We start from the raw sequence: 23,465 nt of genomic DNA, 5'->3' as shown, positions 1-23,465 counted from the left end.
GTGCCCCGGGCCCGGGCCCGTCGGGAGCGCAGCCCCATCCGGGGCACCGGCCCAGCCCTGGGGGCGAACCCGTCCCGGGAACGAACCGACCGTGCGCGGCTCCGCCGTCAGGGGCTCCGCCCCCGAACCCCCGCGCCTCAAACGCCGGCGGGGCTGGGTTGTGCGCGGCGGGGCACGTTGCGTCCGGCTGCCATATCCAGCCCCGCCGGCGTTTGAGCGCGGGGTCTGGGGCGGAGCAGGGGCTGCCGTATCCAGCCCCGCCGGCGTTTGAGGCGGGGGGTCTGGGGCGGAGCCCCAGCTACCGCGGTAGCGGTGTAACGCGCGGAGCCCTACCCGCGGGCACCGGTGGCCGAGCGCGGCAAGCACCCCGGCTCACGCGGCAGCCGATACGGCGGCGCCCCCGGCTACCGCGCCAGCGGGGGACGGCGGCCGCCGACGTGGGCGGCGTCGGCCGCCGCCGTGCCGTCCTCCCACCCCGCGTGGTCACTCGCGCCCCGCAACCGCGTCGTCGTGGTCCGCGGGAACATCTCCTCCGCCCGGGAGGTCACCGCCACGTCCCGCGCCACCAGCGCCGGCAGGCACTCGGCGGTCCCGCCCACCGCCTGCTCGGCCGTCTGCGCGAGCCGGCGGCCGAGCCGACTGGCGTACGCCAGCAGGAACGACTGCCGGAAGGTCTTCGTCCGCTTGCGCCCGCCCGCACGCTGCGCCGCCTCCGCGCGGGTCATCGCCGCCGTGCCCTGCACCAGCAGCGAGGTGTACAGCAGCTCCACCGCCTCCAGGTCGCTCTCGAAGCCGACCACCGTGGAGAACTCGAAGCCGCTGTTCCACACCGCCCGGCAGCGGTTCGCCGTGGCCACCGCGTCGAGCAGCACCGCCTTGGCCTCCTCGTACGGCGGCTCGACGCCGATCCGGCAGGCGCCCGGCACCTGGGCCGGGCCCTTGCCGCCGGCGGCGAGCAGCGCCTCGTCCACGGTGTGCCGGGCCATCAGCTCCTGCGCCTTGGCGCTGAGCGCCTCCGCCTCCTCCGGATACGTGGTCGCCTCCGCCTTCGCGAGCAGCGCGCGGATGCGGCCGAGCATGCGCGGCTCGATGTGCGCGTGCTCCGCGAGCGCGTCCGCCGGGTCGCCGGGCAGCGGGCCCACCGGTTCGATCGACGGCAGCCGGATCAGCAGCCGGAACACCTCCAGGAAGGCGGTGGCCAGCGTGAACCGGTCCGTCCGCTCCCGCTGCGCGAGCCGCTCGGCGTACGAGCCGTCCTCGCCCCACCACACCTCGGCATCGGTCCAGCGCTCCGGGAGCCGGGCGTAGCGGCGCGCCTCGGCGGCGATCACGTCCCCGGCGATCCGCAGGTGCCGCTCCTCCAGGTCCCGGCGGACCAGCCGGAGCACGTCGGCCGGCTGCCAGCCCCGCTCCCAGCCCTGCCGGACGTACGCCTCCCCGCGCCCCAGCAGCTCCCGGCCGACCTCGGCCCACCGCCCGGTCTCGGCGGCGAGCAGGGACGCCCCGGTGTCCAGCCCGGCGTCGTCCTGGGCGTAGAGGGCGGCGGCGAAGGCTCGGTCGACGGTTTCGGCAAGGTCTCTCACACCTCTCAGCTTGGCATGTCCGCCGTACCGTCCCCTCCGGCGGCCGGGCCCGCGACCGGAGCCGGTCAAGGAGCCGCGGCACGGCGCCACGGCACTGTCGGACCCCGGTGGGAGACTCGCACTCGTGAGCGAGAACGCCGGCCGGTGGGCCCTGGCCGAGGACAGCGACGGGCTGTGGCACGCCGGCCCCGTGGACCCCGCGGCCGGCCCCCGGACCACCGTGCGCGACCCGGCGGAAGCCGTCCGCGCCGCGCCCCCCGCCACCCGCTGGGTCTGGCGGTCCACCGCGGCCGTGTACCCCCGCCTGCTCGCCGCCGGCGTCCGCGTCGAACGGTGCTACGACGTCGAGGACGCCGAGCTGCTGCTCCTCGGCCACGAGGGCCGCTCCGGCGAGCCCCGTTCGGCCGCCGCCGCCTGGGCCCGGCTGAACAACGCCCCCGTACCGCCCGATCCGCCGCAGCGCGCCGCCGACCCCGCCGCCCAGGACTCCCTCTTCGATCCGCGGCCCGCCACCCCCGTCCCCCTCGACGCCCTGCTCGCCGTCCACGCCGACCAGGCGAGACGGCTCGGGGCCACCGCCCACCCCGACCGCATGCGGCTGCTCACCGCCGCCGAGTCCGCGGCCTTCCTCGTCGCCGCCGAGATGAACCGCGCGGGCCTGCCCTGGCGGGCCGACGTCCACCGCGCCCTGCTGACCGAGCTGCTCGGCGAGCGGTACGCGGGCGGCGGGGAGCCCCGCCGCCTCGCCGAGCTGGCCGACCGGATCTCCGCCGCGTTCGGCCGGCGCGTGCGCCCGGACCTGCCCGCCGACGTGGTCAAGGCCTTCGCGGAGGCCGGGATCAAGCTCACGTCCACCCGCCGCTGGGCGATCCAGGAGCTGGACCATCCCGCCGTCGAGCCGCTGCTGGAGTACAAGAAGCTGTACCGGATCTACACCGCCCACGGCTGGAGCTGGCTCGCGGACTGGGTGCGCGACGGACGCTTCCGCCCGGAGTTCATCCCCGGCGGCACCCTCACCGGCCGCTGGGTGACCAACGGCGGCGGGGCCCTGCAGATCCCCAAGGTGATCCGCCGGGCCGTCGCCGCCGATCCGGGCTGGCGGCTGGTGGTGGCCGACGCCGACCAGATGGAGCCCCGGGTGCTCGCCGCGATCTCCCGCGACCCCGCCTTCATGGAGGTGGCCGGCCGGCCCGAGGACCTCTACACCGCCGTCTCCCGCCAGGGCTTCTCCGGCGACCGCGACAAGGCCAAGATCGCCGTACTGGGCGCCGTCTACGGGCAGACCTCCGGGGACGGCCTCAAGAACCTGGCCGCCCTGCGCCGCCGCTTCCCGCGCGCCGTGGCCTACGTGGACGACGCGGCCAGGGCCGGGGAGGAGGGCCGGCTCGTACGGACCTGGCTCGGCCGCACCTGCCCGCCGCCGGCCGAGGTCCCCGAGGAGGGGGAAGCCGGGATCCCGCAGGAGCGGGAGGACTCCTGGACCCCGAGCTACGCCTCGACCAACACCCGGGCCCGCGGCCGGTTCACCCGCAACTTCGTCGTGCAGGGCAGCGCCGCGGACTGGGCCCTGCTGCTGCTCGCGGCCCTGCGGCAGACCCTGGCCGGGATGCGGGCCGAGCTGGTGTTCTTCCAGCACGACGAGGTGATCGTGCACTGCCCGGCCGAGGAGGCCGGGGCCGTCGCCGAGGCGATCCGCGCCTCCGGTGACCGGGCCGGCCGGATCGCCTTCGGCGACACCCCGGTCCGGTTCCCGTTCACCACGGCGGTCGTGGAGTGCTACGCCGACGCGAAATAGCCCGCTCCGCCGGACGGCGGCCTAGTCGCGCAGCCGGTTCCAGCCCGGGGCCAGCGCGATCTCCCTCAGCTGCTCCAGCGTCAGCACGGGCGACTTCCGCGTGGGCGCGCCGCTCTGGTTGGCGGTGTTGAAGGCGGAGACCCGCACGCGCAGCCCGTCCTCGCGCAGGGTGTCCACGGACCACTCGACCACGCCCTTGCCCGTGCCCTTCTCGGCGGGCCCCTGCGTCACCCTCACCTTGGTGCCGTCGGGCAGCGTGGTGACATCGGCACCCGAGAAGAGGGCCGTGAAGACGGCCGTGTTGCCGGTCCGCTGGACGCCGAGCTGCACCAGGGACCTGCCCCGGCCGTCGTCGAGCACGGCGTAGCCCCGCTCGTCGCCCCTGTTCTGACTGCCCTCCCCTCCCTGGGAGAGGATCGCCATCCCGTACGGGGTCAGCAGCTCCTTCAACGCCACCTCCGCCTGCCGGTTCCGCAGGGCGGTCGCGGACTCCGCGTCGGCGGCCGGGTCCCGCTCGGCCGCCGGCAGGTCGTTCAGCGCCGGGTGCCACTTGTCCGAGGCGACCAGGGCCTTCAACTGGGCCGTGGTCAGCGGCGGGTCGGGCCGGCTGACCGGCACGCCCTTCTCGGCCGGGGCGTTCCACTCGGACGCCTGGACCAGGTAGCCCCTCGGGGTCACGAGCACGGCCCGCCAGAGCTTCGTGTCCACCCGCCGGTCCGGGTACTCGTACCCCTGGTGCAGCAGCACCCTGGAGCCGTCCGGGAGCCGGTCGGTCGTGCAGTCGTCGTACTCCTGGATGTTCTTGTCCCCGCACTCGGTCAGCTCGCGGGCGTTGCTGCCGTGCGGGTCCACGCGGGAGAGGGTCAGGCTGACGGCCGCCCTGCCCTTGCCGTCGTCGTACACGCCGGACACGTAGGGGGGTTCCTCGGTACCGCGCGCCGTGGTGTCGGTCAGCTTCCCGCCGGGCAGCAGCTCCCTGAACACGGCCAGCAGCTGTTCGCCGGTGACCGCGCCGGTGCCGGCCCCGGGCCTCTCGGGGTCGGCCTCCGGTCCGGACCCGCGGCCCGGCGTCGGGGGCAGCGCCGCGACGGGCTCCGCGCGGCGACCGCCGTCCGACCCGTCCAGCAGGCCGCCGGTGTAGGCGCCGGCCGTCGCGACCACGGCCAGGGCCAGCGCCGACCCGCCGATCACGGCGGCCCGGCGGCGCGCCACGAGGCGGCGGCCGCGCCGCTCACCGGCGTCCACGAGGGCCGCCCGGTCGGCCGTGAAACCGTTCCCCGCACGCCGGAGGGCTTCGCCGAGTTCATCTTCGAGGGGCATAGGGAACCAGACCTTCCGGTTTTGACTGAGGGGCTGAGCCGGCGAGACGGACGGTCATGGTCAGGGCTCGGCGAACTCGGCGGGGCTGCCGCCCAGTTGATCGCGCAGCCGGGCGAGCGCCCGCGTGGTCCGGGTACGGACCGCCGCCGAGCTGGAGTTCATCGCGTCGGCGGTCTCCTCGACGCTGCGGTCCTCCCAGTACCGCAGCACGAGCACCGCCCGGTCCTTCGGCGCCAGCCGCCCCAGCGCCTCCAGCAGCGTCAGCCGCAGCGCCGGATCGGCGTCGCCGCCGGCGGCCGCCGCTCCCGGTTCGGGGAACTCCCCGACCGGGCGCTCACCCGCCGACCGGCGGCGCTGGTGCGTCAGGAAGGCCCGCACCAGCACCGTCTGCGCGTACGCCGACGGATTGTCGATCCGCGAGATCCGCCCCCAGACCAGGTACATCCGCCCCAGGGTCTCCTGCACCAGGTCCTCCGCGAGGTGGGTGTCCCCGCTCGTCAGCAGGCAGGCCGACCGGTACAGATGACCGGACCGCCCCGTCGCGAACTCGCGGAACCCGTCCCTGCGTCCCTGCCGCATGCACACTCCCCCTCCCGCCCGTCTCACCCCCATGACGCGACAGGGGTGCGGAAATGTTTCAGCCCAGTTCGCGGAAGTAGACGTGGAAACCCTCGCGGACGAAGCCCTCCGCCTCGTACAGGCCCTGCGCGACCGTGTTGTCGTACGCCGTCTCCAGCTGCACGCCGGCCACCCCGGCCTCGCGGGCGCGGCGCAGCACCTCGCGCAGCAGGGCCCGGCCCGCGCCGGTGCGGCGGCCGGAGGGGGCGACGTACAGATCGCCCAGGATCCAGATCGGGCGCATGGAGAGCGACGAGAAGGTCCGGTAGACCTGGGCGAATCCCACGGTCCCGGCGCCGGGGACATCGGCGAGCAGGACGACCGACTCGTCCTTCGCCAGGCGCTCGGCCAGGAAGGCGCGCGGGCGCTCCGCGTCCTTCACGTCGACCTCGTAGAACTCCAGGTAGCCGCGGAACAGCTCCGCCGCCACCGCCAGGTCCCCCTCGCCCGCGGTGCGTACCGCGACGCCCGAGTGTGCTGCTGCTGCCTGACCGTTCATCCGTGTCTCCCTGGTTCCGCTGCCGTGCCGGGCACCATTGTGCGGGCAAGGGGCCACGGGCGGGCGGGGCGCGGGGGCCTTCGGACGGAGTCCGGGGGGAGGGTCAGTGGCCGGTGACGGGCTGCGCGGGCAGCGAGAAGACGTGCTCGGGGGTGACGACCTTCGTGATCGCCTCGCCGAACAGCGTGCTGGGCTCGGAACCCTCGTAGCCGATGTCCGTGTTGAGCAGCACCACCATCGTGGCCTGCGCCTGCGGCAGGTACACCACCAGCGTCCCGTAGCCCGGCAGGGAGCCGTTGTGCCCGATCCAGCCCCGGACGTCGAAGATGCCCAGGCCGTAGCCCGCGCCCGGGAGGGCCGGGTCCACCTTCAGCCGCTGGGCCTGGGTGGCGGGGGTCAGCAGGGTCCCGGTGGCCAGGGTCTTCGCCCAGCTCCGCAGGTCGGTGAGGTCGGAGATCATCGCCCCGGCCGCCCAGCCCCAGGAGGGGTTCCAGTTCGTGGCGTCCTCCGTCTTCCCGGAGGCCGTCTGGTCCGTGTAGCCGTGGGCGTGCGGACTCGGGAACTCCGCGCCCGTCGGGAACAGGGTGTGCTTCAGCCCGGCCGCCGCGACGACCTCGCGGTTGACGTAGTCCTCGAGCTTCTGCCCGGTCACCTTCTCCACGACCAGTCCGAGCAGGATCAGATTGGTGTTGCAGTACAGGAACTCCGCGCCCGGCTCGAAGAGCACCGGGTGCTTGAAGGCGTACCCGAGCAGCTCCCGCGGGGTGAACTCCCGCTGGGGGTCGCTGGTCAGGGCCTTGTAGAAGTCCTCGTCCGCGGAGTAGTTGAACAGCCCGCTGCGCATCCCGGCCAGCTCGCGCAGGGTGATCCGGTCGCCGTTCGGGACCCCGTCCACGTACTTCCCGACGGGGTCGTCGAGCGCGGCCCTGCCCTCGTCGACCAGCTGGAGCACCGCGGTCACGGTGAACGTCTTGGTCACGCTGCCGATCCGCATGTACAGGTTGGTGGCCATCGGCGCGCCCGTCGCCTGGTCCGCGACGCCGAAGGCCCGTACGTACTCGCCCTTGCCCGGCGCCGACAGGGCCACCATCACCCCGGGCACCTTCGCGTCGGCCATGGTCTTCCTGACGGCCTCGTCCAGCCGCGCGGCCACCGCCGGGGTCAGCAGGGGGAAGTCCTCCACGGCGGGCGCCGCCGCCACCGAGGCCGCGGGCCGCGCCACCCCGTCCCCCGCGGATCCGGAGCCCGCCGTTGCGGCCCCCGGGTATCCGGCTGCGGCGCCCAGGGGCACCAGCATGAGCCCCACCGCGGCCGCCCCCACCGCCGCACTGCGCCACCGTGTCACCATGGCCGGCCTCCCGCCACGCGGAACTCAGCCCCCGCCCTTCCAACGTAGCCCCGCGCCCCGGCCCGGGCGACCTGGGCCGGCGGCCGAAGTAGTCTAAAAATCTATTCTAGAAAGGCCCCTGTACCGGCCAGACTCGTGCCATGAACCAGACACCGGCCGGCTTCGGGCCGCCACCCGAACCGTTCGAGCCGCGGTCCGGCGGGGGCGGTGCCGGCGGGGGTACCGGCCCAAGCGGCCCGTTCCGGGGCCGGCCGGCCGCGGTCCTGGCGGCGCTGGTCGTCGTCCTGCTCGTCATCGGCGGCGGCGCGTACCTCACGCTCGGCGGCGACCGGGGCAAGGACGCGAAGGAAGCCAAGGACACGGCCGTGCCGACCGGTGCCCCCTCCGTCGACCAGGGCGACGGCAAGGGCCCCGGTACCGGTACCGACACCTACGACCCCAATGCCGGCATCCAGCCCGGCGAGGCCCGGGTCTGGCTGCGCGACAACCAGACCGAGCTGCCCGGCTCGGGTGCCGGGCAGTTCGGCCCCTGGCGGGTGGGCGACGTCGTGGTCAGGGCGATGAACAAGGAGGTCACCGGCCATGCGGTGGCCGATGGCCAGGAGAAGTGGAAGCTCTCCCTCGAGACTCCGCTGTGCGGGGTCCCCCGGTTCCCCTCCGCCGCCGGCAAGCTGGTCGTCGGCGTCAAGGAGAGCGACTCGAACACGGCGCACTGCAACCGGATCCAGCTGGTCGACCTCACCACGGGGACGGCGGGCTGGAAGGTTCCGGTCCCGCAGGAGAGCCGCTACGACACGGCGCTGGAACTCGAAATGGCCATCAGCGGCGACACCGTGGCCGTCGCCAGGCCGGCTTTCATGAGCGGCTTCTCGGTCACCGACGGCCGCCAGCTCTTCGGTACGTCGCACACGAACGGCTGCTCGCCGCGGGCGTTCGCCGGGGGCTCCCGGCTCATCGCCATCCGCAACTGCTTCCCTCCGAAGGAGCCCACCTCGTCCGCACAGGTGATGGTCGAGGAGCTGGATCCGGCCACCGGCGGCTCCAAGTGGAGCCACACGTACGACAAGGGCTGGAACGTGGGCCGGGTGCTGTCCGTGGACCCGCTGGTGGTCGCGGCGTACGCCAAGGAGAAGAAGACCTGGAACATCACGGCGTTCACCGCCGACGGGAAGGTCCGTTCGCAGAGCGATGCCGCCTTCGGGGTCAGCGGCCGGTGCAACGGCTGGGGCAACTCCACCGGCTACCAGGACTGCTTCGCCGCCGTGGCCGACGCCGACACCCTCTACATCGGCGCGGGCAAGGCCGGCCAGGAGCTCGGCATCGAGGACACCCTCAAGGTCGTCGCCGTCGACCTGAACACCGGCAAGGAGAAGTGGAGCACGGCCGAGCAGCCGAAGGGCCGCACCATGTGGCCGCTCGCCGTGGAGAACGGCCGGGTCGTCGTCTACATCGCACCCGGCGTCGGCGCGGCCGCCTCGGTCGTCTCCCTCTCCCCGGCCGACGGCTCGTCCCAGCCGCTCCTGCAGAGCCCGGCGGCGGCCGCCGGGGCCGAGGGCGTCTTCTACGACCACGGGGTCCGCATCGCCTGGGCGGGCGGACGGCTGTTCCTGCTCAACGGCAGGGTGAACGGCCCGGAGCCCACGGTCGTGAGCCGCGCGATCCTTTCCTTCGGCACATAGGCGAACAGGGGGACACGTGCAGAACCCGTACCAGCAGGACCGGTTCGGCCCGCCGGAATGGCCGCCGCCCCTGCAGCGGCCCCAACCGCCGCAGCCGCCGCAGCCGCAGCGGCGGCCCGGACGCCGGCGCACCGTCGTCACGATCTGCGTGCTGACCGCCGTGGCGGTCGCCGCCGCCACCGCCGTCGTCTACGTCCGGTACCGGGGGGAGGACCGGCCGGTGGCGGCCGACCCGTCGAAACCGCTCATCGCGGGGTGGAAGACCGTGGTCAACCCGGAGCACGGCACGGCCTTCGACGTCCCGCCGGACTGGGAGGTCGCCGCCCCCACCGTCTTCAGCGGCTACACCGACCGCAAGGACCCGGACAAGGTCCTCATCGGGCACTCGGCGCCCGCCTTCTACAAGTCCAAGTGGTGCAGCATCGACGCGAACGGCGACGGCCGGACCGAGGACGTCAAACTCGCCTCCGTCGGCACCAAGGGCGCCGAAGGGGCCAAGGACACCGTCGACGTCGCCGAGCGGAGCGCCCCGACCTGGGTGTACGCCGCCCACACCCAGCCCGACAAGAGCCTCGTGAGCTGGGACAAGCCGGTGGAGTACCGCACGAAGGCCGGAGTCAGGGGCACCTATGTCAAGGCCCGCTCGGCGGGCGCCCCGCAGCCCAACCGCTGCGCCGGCGACGGCCGGGCCGTGGTCTTCGGCTTCAAGAACTCCAAGGGCGGCTTCGTCGCGTGGGACTTCCACGGCCGCACGGGCGTGCCCGGCGCCGTCGGCGACGACCTGGTCATGCGCATCCTGAGCACCGTCCGCCTCGCCGGGGACCCGAAGGAGCCCGACCCCGCGGCCCCCTGACCGCCGCTGCCGTTCGCTCCCCGGTCCAGATGTGCCGGATTCGGATGCATGCTCTATGTTGCAGGGGCAAAACATCGGGGGACTTCGTATGGCGCACGCGCAGGAGCCGCGCCCCGGAGCGGTGGTTGGCGCTCGACGAGCCGAGACTGAGGCAACGGACGACGGATGGCACGGGACTACGACAGCCAGCTTCTGGAATCGGTGGCGGTACGCCGCCGCAGGATGAGGGACGCCCTGCTCTTCGGCGCGCAGCGGGCGCGGCGCACGGCGGACGAGCGGCTCGGGAAGCTCTTCGCGGGGATCGCCATCGCGGCCGTCCTGTGTGCGGGCTGCGTCGGCTGGTCCTTCGTCCAGCACACGCTCGCGAAGCAGAAGGCCGAGCAGCAGCAGAAGCAGCAACAGCAGCAGGGCCAGCTGCAGCCGCCCGGGCAGCCGTCGCCGCCCCCGCAGCCGTCCGGCTCGGCGGGAGCGTCCCCGTCGAAGTCGCCGAAGCCGTCGAAACCTCCGAAGACGACATCGCCCGCGCCCTCGGCCAAGTCGCCCAAGCCGACGCAGTCGTAGGCGGCGGCGCACCGCCGTAGTCGTAGAGGAAGAAGCAGAGGCGTGTGGATCCGGGAGAGTTCACAGTCCGGCAGCAGCGCCTTGTCCCCCTTCGCCCGAAAGGTCGCAACCCCGCGATGATAGGTTCCCGTAAGTGGTGAGCACAGCAACGACTTCCCGGGCGCAACTGAGCCGGGTGACCCTGGTCGGCGAGCGGCGCCGGGCCGATGTGGTCCTGCCCTCCGACACTCCGATCGGGCAGCTGCTCCCGGACATACTGCAGCTGCTCGACGACCGGGTCGCCACCCGGCCGCTGACCCGTCAGCTGATCACGTCGGACGGTTCCGCGCTGCCGCACGAGAGCACGCTCGGGTCGGCCGGGATAGCCGACGGCGCCGTCCTGCGGCTCGTCAGGAGCCACTCCGCGCCGCCCGCCCCCGTGGTCCACGACGTCACCGACCTGGTGGCCGACGACCTCGACCTGCAGGCCTGGCGCTGGCGCCCCGCCGCCCGCCGGGGCAGCGCGGGCGTGGCGACCGTCGCCTTCACGGTGACCGCCGCACTGCTCGCCCGCCGCGAGTTCGGACTCGAATCACTGGCCGGCGCGCTCGCCGCCGTCACGCTCGTGCTGATGGCGGCCGGCGCCCTCGTCTCCCGGATCGGGCAGGGCAACCGCGGCCTGGCCACGGCCCTGCTGCTCGCCTCCGGCGGGCTGGGCCTGCTCACCGCGTGGACCGCCGCGGATGCCCACCACTGGTCGGGCAGTGCACGGCTCGCGGCCGTCGCGGGCGCGCTCGTGCTGGCCCTGGTGCTCCTCGGCTACTTCTCGCCGCTCGGCCGCGGCGGGCTCCTCGGAGCCGTGGCCACCGCCGTGATCACCGCCCTGTGGGAGGCCGTCGCCGCCCTCCAGGACGACCCGGCCCGGCTCGGCGCGGTGATGGCCCTCGTCTCCGTGGTGCTGCTCGGCCTGCTGCCGCGGCTCGCCCTGATGGCCTCGGGGCTCACCGCGCTCGACGACCGCCGCTCGGGCGGCACCTCCGTCAGCCGACACGAGGTGGGCAACGCGCTCGCCGCCACCCACCGCGGGCTCGCGCTCGCCACGATCGCCACCGCGATCTCGGCGGCGGCCGCCGGCTGGCTGCTGACGCTGGCCGGGAAGCCGTCGGTGTGGACGGTGGCACTGCCCGCGCTCGTCGCCGTGGTGCTCCTGTCCAGGGCGCGGGCCTTCCCGCTGGTCGCCGAGGTCGTGGCGCTGATCGCCGCCGCGGCGCTGCTCGTCGTACGCCTCGTGATGCTGTGGACCGAGCACGGCGGGGGCGCCGGACCGCTCGCCGTCCTGGGCCTGGCGGGGCTGCTGCCCCTGCTCGTCCTCGCGGTGCAGCCGCCGGAGCACGTGCAGGTCCGGCTGCGGCGCACGGCCGACCTCGTCGAATCGGTGGGCATGGTGGGGCTCTTCCCGCTCGCCGTCGGGGTGTTCGGCGTGTACGGGCAGCTGCTCAACAAGTTCTGAGGAAGAGGGCAGGGGCAGACATGCGACACGGAGACAACTGGCAGGGCGACGTCCTGCGCGACCTCAGGGGCGGAGCGCAGCCTTCCGCCCAGGGTCCGGGCGGCCCGCAGCAGCCGGTACCGGGTCCGGGCGGCCCGCAGCAGCCCGTGCCGGGTCCCGGCGCGCAGGCACCCGCCCCGGGCGCCGCGGATCCCGCGTACGGATACCCGCCGCAGGGCCCGGCCGCAGCCGGACTCCAGGGCTACCCGCAGGGCCACGGCCAACCCCACCCGCAGGGCCACCCCCAGCCGCAGGCCGCGTACGCCCCGGCGGGGCGCCGGCAGGGAGCACCCGCCCCCGAGTCCCGGCCCGCCGTGGACCGGAACCTCGCGGGTGTGGGACGCACGGCCCGACACGGGGAGCCCTTCCCGGCCCGCGCCCTGCGCGCCGTCCGCAGGACCGTTTCCTCCTCCGCCTCCCGCGAGGTGGCCGAGGCCACCCGCGCCGCCGAGCTGCTCCAGCAGCCCGTGACCACCGGTCGTCAGATCGCCGTCACCTCCATCCGCGGCGGCGCCGGCAAGTCCACGGTCGCGGCCCTGCTCGGCACCACGTACGCGCACTACCGGCAGGACCCCGTCCTCTTCGTCGAGGCCGACCCCGCCCTGGGCTCGCTCCCGATCCGCCTCGGCGCCGAGACCCTGCGCTGGACCACCGGCGACGTCGCGGACATCGTCGAACCCCAGATGTCGCTGCTCGACGTCACCGGCTACCTGGTGCAGCTGCGCGACAACGCCTGGCTGCTGCCCGGCAGCCAGGGGCAGATCGGCGCGATGCTCGACACCCGGTCCTACGAGCGCGCCATGGTCGCGCTGCGCCGCTACTTCGGCGTGACCGTCGTCGACTGCGAGACGCTGCCCGCCGAGGTGGCCCGCGTCGCGCTGTCCGCCTCCCAGGCCCGGGTGCTGGCCGTCCCCGCCACCCTGGACGGCGTCACCAGCACCTGCGCGGTCCTCCAGTGGATGCAGGGCCTGCCCCCGCACGTGATGGCGAGCACGGTCGTCGTACTCACCGAGCAGGCGCCGCACTCCGGGATCGACGTGGCCGAGGCGGTCCGCACCCTCCAGGCCGCCGGGCCGAGCGTCCACGTCCTGCCCTACGACCGCCACCTGGCCGACGGCGGCCGGATCCGTACCGAACTGCTCGCCCGCTCGACCCGGCAGACCGCCGCCCGGCTCGCCGCCCACGTCTTCCAGCTCTCCCAGAAGCGCCACTGACGATGAGTACCCGACTGATCCACCGCCCGGCGCGGACCATCCGGCCCCCGGCCGCCCCCGCGGCCCGCACCATCGAGGCCCCGCCCAACCTCCCCGAGGGGAAGGCGGGCAACATCGCGATGTCGCTGCTGCCCGTGGCCGGGGTCATGTCGTCCGTCGTGATGATGACGGTCGTCCGCAACAGCCAGTTCGCCGCGCTCGGCGCGCTGATCCTCGTCGTCACCATCGTCGGCTCCCTCGCGCTCGTCTTCTCGCAGCGCGGCAAGGCCCAGCGCACCCGCCGCACCCAGCGCGAGGCGTACCTGGCCTACCTGGAGGACCTGCGCGAGGAACTCGCCGGCGAGGAACGCGCCCGCGGCGAGCACGCCGACGTCCTCAACCCGCCGCCGCACGCCCTGTACGACATCGTGCGCGACCCGGCCCGGCTGTGGGAGCGCCGCCGCGTCGACGGCGACTTCCTGCGCGTGCGCGTCGGCACCGGCGAGATGCCCGTACGCGACCTGCAGATCGGCCAGCAGGGATCGACCGTCCTCACCCCGCCCGACCAGTTCATGCTCAACGAGGCCTCGGCGCTGACCGCCCGCTTCCGCAACGGCACCGAACTGCCGCTCACCGTCCCGCTCGACCGCGTCGGCAACATCAGCGTCATCGGCCCCCGCGAGGACTGCCTGCGCGTCGCGCGCGCCCTGCTGGTCCAGGCCGCCGCCCTGCACGCACCCGACGACGTGGCCATCGCGCTCGCCGTGCCCGGCGACCGGCGCGGCGACTGGGAGTGGGCCAAGTGGATGCCCCACCTCCTGGACACCGAGCAGCTCGACGGCCCCGTCGCCGCCCGCCGCATCGCCCCCTCCCCGGTCCAGCTGGCCCAACAGGTCGGCCCGGAGCTGCGCCGCCGCGCCTCCTACGCCGCCGAGGTCCGCCGCGGACTGTCCGGCAAGGACGCCCTGACCATGGCCTCCCGGCTGCTCGTCGTGACCGACGGACACGGTGAGGACGCCGTCGAGCTGCCGCGCCCCGACGACGCGGTCGGCCTGCGCGAGATGGGCGTCACCGTCCTGCACCTGCTCGAACGGCGGGTCCAGGAGCCCGGACACGTCGGCGTACGGATCACCGTCGACGGCGACCAGGTGCTCATCGAGGACCTCCGCCAGGACGAGCCCATCAGCGCCCACGGGACCGTGGACGAGGTCGGGATCCCCTTCGCCGAGGGCCTGGCCCGGATGCTCGCCCCGCTGCGCCTGTCCGCCGAGTCCCTCATCGACGCCCCGCTGTCCGGGCCGGTCGACTTCGCCGACCTGCTCGGCATCGACGACGTGGCCCGACTCGACCTGCCGAGCCTGTGGGCACCCCGCGGCGAACGCGCCTTCCTGCGCGTCCCCATCGGCATCAGCGACGCCCGCGAGCCCGTGCTGCTGGACCTGAAGGAGTCCTCCGAGCTCGGCATGGGCCCCCACGGCCTGTGCGTCGGCGCCACCGGCTCCGGAAAGTCCGAGCTGCTGCGCACCCTCGTCCTCGCCCTGGTGGCCACCCACCCGCCGGAGGACCTGGCCCTGGTCCTCGTCGACTACAAGGGCGGCGCCACCTTCGCGCCGTTCGCGGACCTGCCGCACGTCGCCGGAGTCATCACCAACCTGGAGAACCAGGCCGGCCTCGTCGAGCGCGTCCACGCCTCCCTCGCCGGCGAGGTCAAGCGCCGCCAGCAGGTCCTCAAGGACGCCGGGAACGTCGCCGACATCGGGGACTACGCCGCGCTGCGCGCCGAACGCCGGCCCGACCTGGACCCGCTGCCGCACCTGTTCGTCGTCATCGACGAGTTCGGCGAACTGCTCACCGCCAAGCCCGACTTCATCGACCTGTTCCTGTCCATCGGCCGCATCGGCCGGTCCATCGGCGTGCACCTGCTGCTCTCCAGCCAGCGCATCGAGGGCGGCAAGCTCAAGGGCCTGGACACCTACCTCTCCTACCGCCTGGGCCTGCGCACCTTCTCCGCCGACGAGTCCCGTACCGTCCTGGACACCACGGACGCCTTCCACCTGCCGCCACTGCCCGGCTTCGGCTACCTCAAGGTCGACACCAGCCACTACGAGCGGTTCAAGGCGAGCTACGTCTCCGGCGCCTACCGGGGCCCCGTACAGCGCACCGAAGACGAGGACACCGGCCCCCTCGCCCTGGAGTACGAGGCCTTCAACACCCTGTCCAAGCCGGAGAGCACCGGCGGCCAGGAACCCTCCGCACGGCGCCGGGAGACCGGGCCGACCGAGATGGGCGTCATCGTCGAGCAGCTGCGGGGCGCCGCCGGCCCGGTGCGCCGCATCTGGCTGCCCCCGCTGCCCGAAGCGGTCTCCCTGGACACCGTCGCCGGCCCCCTCGACGTGGGCCCGCGCGGCATGCAGCTCGCCAAGCGGCGCGGGCCGCTCGCCGTCCCGCTCGGCCTGCTCGACGACCCGACGAAGCAGTGGCAGGGCGAGTGGTACCTCGACCTCACCGTGGCGGGCGGCCACGCCGCCGTCATCGGCGGCCCGCAGTCCGGCAAGACCACCCTGCTGCGCACCCTGGTCCTCTCGCTCGCGCTGACCCACACCCCCCAGGAGGTCGGCGTCTACGGCCTCGACCTCGTCGGCGGCGGCCTCCAGGCCCTCTCCGGCCTGCCGCACGTCGGCGGGATCGCCGGACGCGCCGACCGCGAGCGGGCCGCCCGCACCGTCGAAGAGGTGCGCACCATGCTCGCCCTGCGCGAGGACGTGTTCCGCGAGCACACCATCGACTCCGTCGAGCAGCTGCGCACCCTGCACGCGGCCGGCCGGCTCCCCCAGCTGGCCTCCGCCGAGATCGTCCTGGTCATCGACGGCTTCGGCGCGCTGCGCGACGACTTCGAGGAGCTCGACGACGCCGTCGTCGACATCCTCAAGCGCGGCGGCGGCTACGGCATCCACGTCGTCGCGGGCATGCTCCGCTGGAACGACGTCCGCATCGCCACCCAGTCGAACTTCGGCACCCGCGTGGAGCTGCGCCTCAACGACCCCAGCGAGTCCAGCATCGAGCGCAAGCTCGCCGAGACCCTGTCGCCGGACGAGCCCGGCCGGGTGCTCACCGACGGCAAGCTCTTCGCGCAGGTGGCACTGCCCCGCACGGACGGCCTGCGCGAGACCACCGAGCTGGGCGCGGTGCTGGAGCGCACGGCCCGGACGATCCGCGCCACCTGGAGCGGCGAGGCCGCCCAGCCGGTACGGGTGCTGCCTCACCTCCTGGAGCCGCACCTGCTGCCGGGCCCGGTCGCCGAGCCCAAGCGGGTGCCGATCGGCCTCGACCAGAGCGCGCTGGCGCCCGTACTGCTGGACCTGTTCCGGCACGACCAGCACCTGCTGGTCATGGGCGACAGCGAGTGCGGCAAGACGAACCTGCTGAAGACGATCGCCGGCGGCCTCGTCGAGCGCTACGGCGAGGACGAGCTGGTCTTCGCCGTCATGGACCCGCGGCGCAGCCTGCGCGGGGTGGTCCCCGAGGAGTTCAACGGCGGCTACGCCTACAACTCCAAGATGTGCGCCGGACTGGCCGCGGGCATCGCCACCGAACTGGAACGGCGGCTGCCCGACGACAGCGCCCCGCTGGAGGACCTGGAGCCCGGCAGCTGGGGCGGCGGACCGCGGATCGTGGTCCTCGTCGACGACTACGACGTGCTCACCACCGCGGGACAGTCGCCGCTCGCCCCGTTCGTTCCGTACATCCCCTCGGCGGCGGACATCGGCCTGCACTTCGTCCTGACGCGCCGCGTCGCGGGCGCCTCGCGCGGCATGTACGAGCCGCTGGTGCAGGGCCTGCGCGAATCGGGGGCCTCGGCGGTCGTGATGGCGGGCGACCGGGGCGAGGGCCAGCTGTTCCCCGGCGTGTACGCCGCCCAGCACCCCGCCGGGCGCGGTGTGCTCATCCGCAGGGGCCAGTCCAACCGCCTGGTCCAGACCGTGTACACGCCCGAGTAACGCCCGTCCCGCCCCCCCCTGCCGCTCCCTGCCTGAAACCGGACTGCGAAGGACCGTACGCCCCCATGACCAAGGACGTCATAGCCCTCACCCCGAAGATGCCCGATCCGTGGGCGGTGCTCGCCGGCCTCCTGTCCGGAGGTCCGGACAAGCTGGTGAACACGACGGGCGAGGGGGCGGTCGTACAGCTCTGCGACGAGCAGGGGCGGCCGCTGGTCTCGGTCGAGGCGCCGCTGCTGGTGCAGGTCGAGGGGGAGGCCGAGCGGCTGCTCGGGGCCACTCCGCCGCGCGTTCCGTTCTGGTGGACGGAGGCCCGCGCCACCACCGGTGTGCCCGACGCCGAGCGCCTCGCGGGGACCTTCGCGGCCCGGCTCGCCGAACTGGCCGGCGGGACCGCCTGGCCGCCGGAAGCCGCGCGCTCGCTGGGCGTGGTGCGCGGCGACGGGGTCAGCGTCGCGCCCACCCCCGCCGCGGCGCAGCCCGCCGTCGACGTACTGACCCCCCATGTCGCCGTGGTCATCATGGACCGCCCGGTCGTCGCCATGACGGCCTGGCTCTCCGACGCCTTCCGGGCCTCCGCGGCGGCCGAGCGGGGGCTGCAGGTCGTCACTCCGCCCGGGACCCTGCTGTCCCCGGCGGTGCTGGCCAACATGCCGGACTGGCCTTCGCGGTGGGTCGTGCAGGACGAGCGGGAGGGCTACTACGATGGGCTCTCGGGCGCGGTGCTGCGCTGGCAGGAGGGCATGTTCGCCACCGTGGTGGCCGAGGACGCCACCGAGGAGGACCCGCGCACGCCGGTCGCCGCCTCGTACCAGGAGGTCGCGGAGACGGCCGAGCGGCAGCTGGCCCTCACCTTCCGCACCATCCACCCCGCGGACGACCGGCTGGTCCTCGGCGGCGCCCTGGAGACGGTGTGGCGCGAGCTGACCGGCGAGCCGCCGGCGGGCTGGGGCACGGCCGAACCGGCCAACCTGCCCTGGTCGCCGGGCCGGCTCACCGACGTGGCCTTCGCCCGGGCGCCCGAACCGACGTGGTTCGTGGTCGTGGGCAGCCCCGAGCGGCCGGGCCTCGCCACGGTGCGGGTCAGCCGTACGAAGGCGGGCGTCGAGGAGACCGTCACGCTGGCGCTCGGCTACGGCGCCGGCGAGGAGCCGCCGCTCGACGCCCTGCCCCGCACCGCGGAGGCCCTCGTCACCCGCCACCGCCTCCAGTCGATGCTCGTACAACTCCGCAAAGCGCGCCGCGACCTGCTGGTCCCGCCGCGCTTCGAAGGCCCGGGCGTGCCGCTGGCCTTCGTCCTGGGCTCGGAGGAGGTCCGCGCCATGCCGGACGACCGCGCCCGGCACACCCCGCTCGCGGAGCAGCCGGTGCGGCTGGGCCCGAAGGCCCGCCCCGGCTACTACTACCCGCTGCCGGGAGACCCGTCGGACCTGTCGGGGTGGGCCGTCTTCGAGCAGCTGACGCGCCATCTGAAGGGCTCGTGAAGACCTGTAGGGGTTTGTCATGGGTAAGTCACAACCCGCTCGTTGCTGGTTGCAGGCGCGATGTAGGTTGATAGAAAAGGACGTACTTGTGGTCGTCGTTCGAATGCACGGGGGTGTGGGATGAAGTTCGACATGGGGACGCAGGTTCTGACGAACCTGATGTCGGGGTCGCGTGGCTCGAATACGGACCTGGGTTCGCTGATCAAGCAGCTGGTGGCCGCGGCGCAGCCGCTGGAGGGCAAGTTCCAGGGTCAGGGCAAGGTCGCGTTCGATTCGTTCAAGCTGCGTGCGGACGGGATCGCGAAGGAGCTGAACGCCTCGCTGGCGGCGATCCTGGGCGGTCAGTCGGGCATGGAGCAGGCGTTCGGGTCGGGCGACCAGGAGCAGGGTGAGAACGCCCGGCAGACGCAGGGGTCGGCGAACTTCGACGCGGCCCGCTTCCGCGGCCGCTAGGTCTCTTGCGGGCCCTTGTCCTGAATGGTTCTTCTTCGCGGGGAGTGTGGTTGTGGTGGCTGGTGGGACGGATCGTCGTGCGTACGACCTGGGTGCCTCGACGGAGGTGCAGGGCGGCATCAAGGCCGTGATCGGTCAGTTGGAGCAGGTGATCGCGGCGCGTGAGGCGCAGGTCGCGGCGGCGATGACGGACTTCGCGGCGGATGGTGTGGCGGATGACTACCACGCCAAGGAGCTGCGGTGGAAGAACGCGTCGCAGGAGGTCAAGAACATCATCCAGCTGTTGAACACGACGCTGGAGAAGAACGACGCGACGGCGCAGCAGACACTGCAGCGGGCGAAGGCCGCGGTCGACAACATCGGCTGAGCGGGCAGGTGCGGCGGGACGGTTGGTCGGGGTAGTACGGGGGTTCGTCGATGACGGCGTGGGACATCAAACCGCAGGGTGTGCAGGGCCAGTTGAAGACGGTCGGCACGAACGCCGGTGAGCTGGAGAAGGCGTTGAACGACCTGCTCACGGCGATGTCGGAGGCGGCCCAGGCCGCGGGGACGGCCGTGCCGGGCTCGGCGTCGGGGATGACGCCGCAGGGCCCCTTGGCCCCCGGTGCGACGCCGAATCGCGGCGTGCCCTATCTGGCGCCGCAGAAGGCGATGGGTCCGGTGGCGGCCGCCTTGGGCGAGTATCTGACGACCCGCAAGCCGGAGTTCAAGTCGATGGCGGAGCGGATCGAGGCGTGCATCCTCGGTGCGGTGAAGGCGACGAACGAGTACCTGGAAGGCGACCTCGACCAGGCCAAGGCGGCCCAGGACGCGGCCAAGTCGGTCAACCTCGAAGTGCTGCGTGAGAAGCCGGGGGGCAAGAAGTGAGCGGGGACGCGCCGGTCGATCCGGCCGAGGTGCCGGTCTTCACCGGGGATCTGGCGACGCTGGACGAGAAGGTGAAGCTGATCTCGTCGGGTGGTGCGGCGGTCGCGACGAAGACCTCGGACGTCCACACCAGCTTCGGCGGGGTCCGGGCCTTCTACCAGGCCCCCGAGGCCGACCAGCTGTTCGCGACGACCAAGCCGGTCTCCGACCTGGGCCTCAAACTCAGCTCCGACATGTGCACGATCGCCGGCGCGCTCGGTACGTACTCCCGTGATGCCGCACCCGTCATCAAGAAGCTCGAAGCCCTGAAGGCCGAAGCGGCGTCGTTCCGCGAGAAGACCGACAAGGACGACAAGTGGCGTGAAGACGGCGATCTGATCGACGAGAACCTCGAGCGCCGCAACAAGATCGCCGAGGTGTGGGCCGAGTTCCAGGAAGTGGAGCGGGCGGCCCACGGGAAGATCGTCGCCCTGGTCGGCGGCAAGCCGTTGAAGGTCAACGACGGCTCCAACGGCAAGGACATGTACGGCTACGACGCCGAGGCGATGAAGCAGTCCAAGTCCCTGCCGTGGGGCGACGCCGTCGAGGAGTCCATCCCCGCCTGGCAGGTGTGGGAGCACGCCTGGGAGTTCGGCAAGGGCATCGTCGTCGACGGCGTCTGGGGAACCCTCAAGGGCCTCGGCGGACTCGTCGGCCTCCAGGGCTGGGACGTGTTCAAGCAGTCCTGGACGGGTCTGGCGAAGCTGGGCACCGGCCTCGCCATCATGTCGATCCCCGGCGCCGGCCCCCTCTTCCTCGCCGCCCCCGACGACAAGCTCCCCTCCTGGCTCCGCGACTCGCGCACCGCCATGAAGGAGACCGGCAAGGCCCTGCTCGCCTGGGACCAGTGGGGCTCCAACCCCTCCCGTGCCGCGGGCGCGGTCACCTTCAACGTCCTGACCACGGTGTTCACCGGCGGCGCGGGCGGCGCCGTCTCGGGCGCGGGCAAGGCGGGCGCGGTCGCCAAGACCCTCTCCTTCGCGGGCAAGGCCGGCCGGGCGATCGACCCCATGACGTACATGTTCAAGGGCGCCGGCGCGAGCCTCTCCAAGATCGGCGATGTGATGGCCGGTCTCAAGGGCATGGGCAAGGTCGAGGTCCCGAGCATCAACCTGGACGGCGCGATCGCCCTGCCCGACGGCGCGGTCATGCTCCCGGACGGCGCGATCCACCTCCCCTCCGGCACGCCGATCCCGGAAGGCGCGACGAAGCTCCCCGACGGCACCGCCAAGCTCCCCGAGGGCACGACGACCTTCCCGCCGGGCACGGTCAAACTCCCGACGGCCGGCCCGTCGCGTTTCATGGACCTCGACGGCAACATCTACAAGCCCGACGGCTCCCTCGAGCAGAGCGGAACGGCCGCCAAGCAGGAGCCCTCGCCGGAGACGGGCGCGAACGTACCGCGGACCGAGGCCCCGAAGGCGGACTCCCCGGCCACGGCCAGGGTCCCGGAGCGCGAACTGGTCGGCGCGGGCGTCCGCGGCGGCGACAACGGCATCAACCTCGGCTCCCACCTCTCCGACCCGGCCCACGCCCTGGACAACGGCACACACGGCCCGCGCGACTTCGACAACACCCCCGGCGGCCACGCCCCGGACAACATGCCGCGCAACGACCTGAACCCGCCCTCGCGCGGCGGCGACACCCCGTCCCCGACCGGCCACCCGGACACCCCCTCCACGGCAGCCACCCACACGGACACCCCGGGCCCCGGAGTCGGCCACACGGACGGTCCCGGCGGAGGCGGCACCGCCAACCCGCTGGGCGGCCGCGGCCCCGGCGGCTTCGACGACATCCCGGGCTTCGGTGACGATGCTGCCCGGGCGGGCGACGGAACGGCACCGGCCGGCGGTCACGACGGCCAGCCGACGCCGCCCGCCGCCGGGCAGCAGCTGACGCCCGAGCAGGTCAAGGCGAAGCAGGACGAGTTCGTACAACGCGCGAACGACCCCGACAAGACCTGGTTCAACCAGTACTACCGGTCGGACGGGCACCGCCACAGCATCCACACCACGATCGACGACGTCGAGCTGCCGATCCTGGCCAAGGACAGCGACGGGTCCTGGATCTCCAAGAACAGCCTTCCGCCCGCCGGCTCCGAGACGAAGTTCGGCCGCTCGGATCTGGGCCGCAACGAGTCCCTTCCCGCGATCAACCACCTTGACGACGTAGCCAGGGACCGCAAGGCCTCGGTGGAACTCGCCAACGCCGAGCGTGCGCACAAGGCCTCGCCCACCGCCGAGACACTGGAGAAGCTGGCGAGGGCGCAGGAGCGTTTCGACACCCGCATGACCCCCCGGTGGGGCGAGAACACCTCCAACAACACCTCGTTCTCGGAGCGCCTGGGCGAGGACGCGGCGCGGCTGCACGTGGTACCGGAGAAGTTCCCCGGATCGGTGGAGCAGCCGCTGCCGAAGACGCCCAACGGCGCCAACATGTTCGACCAGCTGTACCGCCGTCCGGACGGCAAGCTGATGGTCATCGAGGCGAAGGCCCCGTCTTCCGGGCTGCTCTGGCGCAAGGGTGTCGGTCCGGCCCAGGGCTTCATGGTGAAACAGGGCACCGAGCCGTACCTGCGGACCATCATCGCCGAGATGGAACTCCGGCCGAACCTGAAGGTGACCGACGCCAACGGCAAGGTATGGACAAACTCGGACCTCGCCGACGAGCTGACGAAGGCCCTGGATGCCAAAACCCTGGAGTACGCCATGGTGAAGGCCACGGACGGCGGCGCTAAGTACGCTGGGGCCGTCCTCGAATTCTTCAAGATATGACAAAGGAGACATTGTCCGTGATCGTGCCGCGCCAGGACTATCCGAAGGACGAGATGGCGGCGGTGGTTCCCGTCATGGAGGGGTCGCTGTCCTATTCGCTGGAGGAGATCGAGACCTCGCACAGCTCCAGGTCCGGCGCAGTCATGAGGTCGCTGAACGTCGCCCTCGTCCGCACCGTGGGGGACCCCGGTGCCGTCATGCTGGAGACCTGGGAGTCCTGGCTGCTGACCATGCAGGTGCACTCGGCCGTCTTCGCCGCGACCGCTCCCGACCTGGAAACGGTCACCTGCAAGATCCGCCAGGAGGAACGCCACCTCGCCACCACCGGCCCGCAGGCCTATCTCAACGCGAACACCTGGCTCAACGCCTTCTACCTCTCGATCATCTGTCGTGAGGCAGCCCGCCTCGACATGCTGGCCCAGATCCCGGTGTCCCTGCTGCGCGACTTCGGCGGAGTCCTGGACGAGTACACCTACGCCTGGGTGGAGACGCTCCAGAGCTTCTGGCTCAACCGGGACGACCTGCGCACGCACCTGGTGCGCGCCGTGGACCTGAGCGCACCCGAGCAGGCCCGCGTCGTGGACGCGGAGGAGATGAGCAAGCTCCGCTACCCGCCGATCATGATGCTCTACCGCTACCTGCGGGGCGACGTCGCCGGCTTCAACGAGGCCCTGGCCGACGCAGTCCGCTGGCACAAGGAGTACTGGACCGCCGACGAGGACCGCGCCCACAACATCCTGGGCGTCGTGGCCCTCGCCCCCCTGGCGATCGCCTCCCTGGCCAAGGCGAACGGACTAGCGGTCGAGGTCCAGACCGACTACCTCCCCGAAGCCCTGCTCGACTTCGCCTGGCGCGGCGAGTTCGACGCGTAGC

General features: G+C 73.0%; 17 protein-coding genes and 1 pseudogene. 13 read left to right on the top strand and 5 right to left on the bottom strand.

What is annotated here, in order from left to right:
• Positions 1-404: 404 nt before the first annotated feature.
• Positions 405-1,592: a DUF2786 domain-containing protein gene (locus AB0D66_RS24865; RefSeq protein ID WP_362307626.1), complete on the bottom strand. Its 1,188-nt coding sequence runs from the start codon at positions 1,590-1,592 to the stop codon at positions 405-407.
• 211 nt (positions 1,593-1,803) lie between these two features.
• Between AB0D66_RS24865 and AB0D66_RS24860 the strand changes: the two genes are divergently transcribed.
• Positions 1,804-3,378 carry a bifunctional 3'-5' exonuclease/DNA polymerase gene (locus AB0D66_RS24860; RefSeq protein WP_362307623.1) on the top strand — a complete coding sequence of 525 codons (1,575 nt, stop codon included), beginning with the start codon at positions 1,804-1,806 and terminating at the stop codon, positions 3,376-3,378.
• 21 nt (positions 3,379-3,399) lie between these two features.
• Here AB0D66_RS24860 and AB0D66_RS24855 read toward each other — a convergent pair whose 3' ends face one another.
• The 4 genes from AB0D66_RS24855 to AB0D66_RS24840 form a co-directional block, all read right to left on the bottom strand.
• Positions 3,400-4,698 (bottom strand): hypothetical protein, encoded by a 1,299-nt coding sequence (locus AB0D66_RS24855; protein ID WP_362307518.1) that lies wholly within the window; start codon positions 4,696-4,698, stop codon positions 3,400-3,402.
• Positions 4,699-4,758: 60 nt separating this feature from the next.
• A complete protein-coding gene (locus AB0D66_RS24850; RefSeq protein WP_362307515.1) occupies positions 4,759-5,277 on the bottom strand; it encodes a SigE family RNA polymerase sigma factor in 519 nt (172 codons plus the stop codon).
• A gap of 58 nt (positions 5,278-5,335) precedes the next feature.
• Entirely contained in the window at positions 5,336-5,815 is a 480-nt protein-coding gene (locus AB0D66_RS24845; protein WP_362307512.1) for a GNAT family N-acetyltransferase, read from the bottom strand.
• Between the two features lie 103 nt (positions 5,816-5,918).
• Positions 5,919-7,163: a serine hydrolase domain-containing protein gene (locus tag AB0D66_RS24840; RefSeq protein WP_362307509.1), complete on the bottom strand. Its 1,245-nt coding sequence runs from the start codon at positions 7,161-7,163 to the stop codon at positions 5,919-5,921.
• Positions 7,164-7,303: 140 nt separating this feature from the next.
• Between AB0D66_RS24840 and AB0D66_RS24835 the strand changes: the two genes are divergently transcribed.
• The 12 genes and pseudogenes from AB0D66_RS24835 (at position 7,304) to AB0D66_RS24780 (ending at position 23,464) form a co-directional block, all read left to right on the top strand.
• The gene (locus tag AB0D66_RS24835) at positions 7,304-8,842 is read left to right on the top strand and encodes a PQQ-binding-like beta-propeller repeat protein (protein ID WP_362307506.1); all 1,539 of its coding nucleotides are present in this window, start codon (positions 7,304-7,306) and stop codon (positions 8,840-8,842) included.
• Positions 8,843-8,858: 16 nt separating this feature from the next.
• Complete coding sequence (locus AB0D66_RS24830; protein WP_362307503.1) at positions 8,859-9,695, top strand: hypothetical protein; 837 nt, start codon at positions 8,859-8,861, stop codon at positions 9,693-9,695.
• A gap of 165 nt (positions 9,696-9,860) precedes the next feature.
• Positions 9,861-10,100, top strand: a pseudogene (locus AB0D66_RS24825) (hypothetical protein); the annotation flags it as partial.
• Positions 10,101-10,389: 289 nt separating this feature from the next.
• Positions 10,390-11,745, top strand: coding sequence for a type VII secretion integral membrane protein EccD (gene eccD / locus AB0D66_RS24820; RefSeq protein WP_362307501.1), 1,356 nt, complete (start codon positions 10,390-10,392; stop codon positions 11,743-11,745).
• A 20-nt stretch (positions 11,746-11,765) separates the two neighbouring features.
• Positions 11,766-12,998, top strand: a complete 1,233-nt coding sequence (locus AB0D66_RS24815) for a MinD/ParA family protein (protein ID WP_362307498.1) — start codon at positions 11,766-11,768, stop codon at positions 12,996-12,998.
• 2 nt (positions 12,999-13,000) lie between these two features.
• Positions 13,001-16,975, top strand: coding sequence for a type VII secretion protein EccCa (gene eccCa / locus AB0D66_RS24810; RefSeq protein WP_362307496.1), 3,975 nt, complete (start codon positions 13,001-13,003; stop codon positions 16,973-16,975).
• 65 nt (positions 16,976-17,040) lie between these two features.
• Positions 17,041-18,459, top strand: coding sequence for a DUF6177 family protein (locus AB0D66_RS24805; RefSeq protein WP_362307493.1), 1,419 nt, complete (start codon positions 17,041-17,043; stop codon positions 18,457-18,459).
• 120 nt (positions 18,460-18,579) lie between these two features.
• A complete protein-coding gene (locus AB0D66_RS24800) occupies positions 18,580-18,912 on the top strand; it encodes a hypothetical protein (protein ID WP_362307490.1) in 333 nt (110 codons plus the stop codon).
• A gap of 55 nt (positions 18,913-18,967) precedes the next feature.
• A complete protein-coding gene (locus tag AB0D66_RS24795) occupies positions 18,968-19,279 on the top strand; it encodes a pore-forming ESAT-6 family protein (protein WP_361759939.1) in 312 nt (103 codons plus the stop codon).
• A 50-nt stretch (positions 19,280-19,329) separates the two neighbouring features.
• On the top strand, positions 19,330-19,779 hold the full coding sequence (locus tag AB0D66_RS24790; RefSeq protein ID WP_362307486.1) for a DUF6507 family protein: 450 nt from the start codon (positions 19,330-19,332) through the stop codon (positions 19,777-19,779).
• Positions 19,776-22,592 (top strand): hypothetical protein, encoded by a 2,817-nt coding sequence (locus AB0D66_RS24785; protein ID WP_362307483.1) that lies wholly within the window; start codon positions 19,776-19,778, stop codon positions 22,590-22,592. The genes AB0D66_RS24790 and AB0D66_RS24785 overlap by 4 nt, the downstream gene beginning before the upstream one ends.
• A 17-nt stretch (positions 22,593-22,609) precedes the next feature.
• Positions 22,610-23,464 (top strand): immunity 49 family protein, encoded by an 855-nt coding sequence (locus AB0D66_RS24780; protein WP_362307481.1) that lies wholly within the window; start codon positions 22,610-22,612, stop codon positions 23,462-23,464.
• Position 23,465 lies beyond the last annotated feature (1 nt).

The sequence above is a fragment of the Streptomyces sp. NPDC048270 genome (assembly GCF_040652335.1).
Classification (GTDB): domain Bacteria; phylum Actinomycetota; class Actinomycetes; order Streptomycetales; family Streptomycetaceae; genus Streptomyces.
Note: the sequence above shows the minus strand (reverse complement) of the source record. Positions and strands in the feature narration are given on the sequence as shown.

Bases quoted from the DNA above. Each gene is read 5' to 3' on its own strand.
- AB0D66_RS24855 (WP_362307518.1), bottom strand. From the start codon at position 4,698: ATGCCCCTCGAAGATGAACTCGGCGAAGCCCTCCGGCGTGCGGGGAAC.
- AB0D66_RS24850 (WP_362307515.1), bottom strand. From the start codon at position 5,277: ATGCGGCAGGGACGCAGGGACGGGTTCCGCGAGTTCGCGACGGGGCGG.
- AB0D66_RS24845 (WP_362307512.1), bottom strand. From the start codon at position 5,815: ATGAACGGTCAGGCAGCAGCAGCACACTCGGGCGTCGCGGTACGCACC.
- AB0D66_RS24840 (WP_362307509.1), bottom strand. From the start codon at position 7,163: ATGGTGACACGGTGGCGCAGTGCGGCGGTGGGGGCGGCCGCGGTGGGG.
- AB0D66_RS24835 (WP_362307506.1), top strand. From the start codon at position 7,304: ATGAACCAGACACCGGCCGGCTTCGGGCCGCCACCCGAACCGTTCGAG.
- AB0D66_RS24815 (WP_362307498.1), top strand. From the start codon at position 11,766: ATGCGACACGGAGACAACTGGCAGGGCGACGTCCTGCGCGACCTCAGG.
- eccCa (WP_362307496.1), top strand. From the start codon at position 13,001: ATGAGTACCCGACTGATCCACCGCCCGGCGCGGACCATCCGGCCCCCG.
- AB0D66_RS24805 (WP_362307493.1), top strand. From the start codon at position 17,041: ATGACCAAGGACGTCATAGCCCTCACCCCGAAGATGCCCGATCCGTGG.
- AB0D66_RS24800 (WP_362307490.1), top strand. From the start codon at position 18,580: ATGAAGTTCGACATGGGGACGCAGGTTCTGACGAACCTGATGTCGGGG.
- AB0D66_RS24790 (WP_362307486.1), top strand. From the start codon at position 19,330: ATGACGGCGTGGGACATCAAACCGCAGGGTGTGCAGGGCCAGTTGAAG.